Source organism: Roseovarius halophilus (ex Wu et al. 2025), from assembly GCF_047086965.1.
Map to the genome: position 1 here is coordinate 1 of NZ_JBKOTX010000581.1, position 393 is coordinate 393.

Genomic DNA, 393 nt, shown 5'->3' on the forward strand with positions numbered 1-393 from the left:
TGAGGGCATGAGACGTAATGACATCTGCCTTTACCTGAGCCCCGCTGACCGAGCCGAACTCCAATCCCTGGTCGCCGACCGAAACACCCCGCGCAAGCTCGTCTGGCGGGCGCAGATCGTGCTGGCGACAGCGGACGGTCACGGCACGGGCGAGATCATGCGGCGCGCGGACACGTCGAAGCCGACCGTCTGGCGCTGGCAGGAACGATACCTCGACGAGGGCTTGGACGGCCTGAAGCGCGACAAGACCCGGCCATCGCGGGTGCCGCCGCTGCCGCGGGAGACGCGCCTGACGGTGATCGCGAAGACGGTGCAGGAGAGCCCGCCCAACGCGACCCATTGGAGCCGCTCGACCATGGCCGAGGCGGTGGGCATCTCGCCGTCGAGCGTGGG

At 69.0% G+C, this 393-nt stretch carries 1 protein-coding gene; it reads left to right on the forward strand.

Going from position 1 to position 393, the window contains the following annotated elements:
* Positions 1-7 precede the first annotated feature (7 nt).
* Positions 8-393: helix-turn-helix domain-containing protein (locus tag ACH107_RS33585; RefSeq protein WP_412509898.1), on the forward strand; the 386-nt coding region annotated here is incomplete at its 3' end.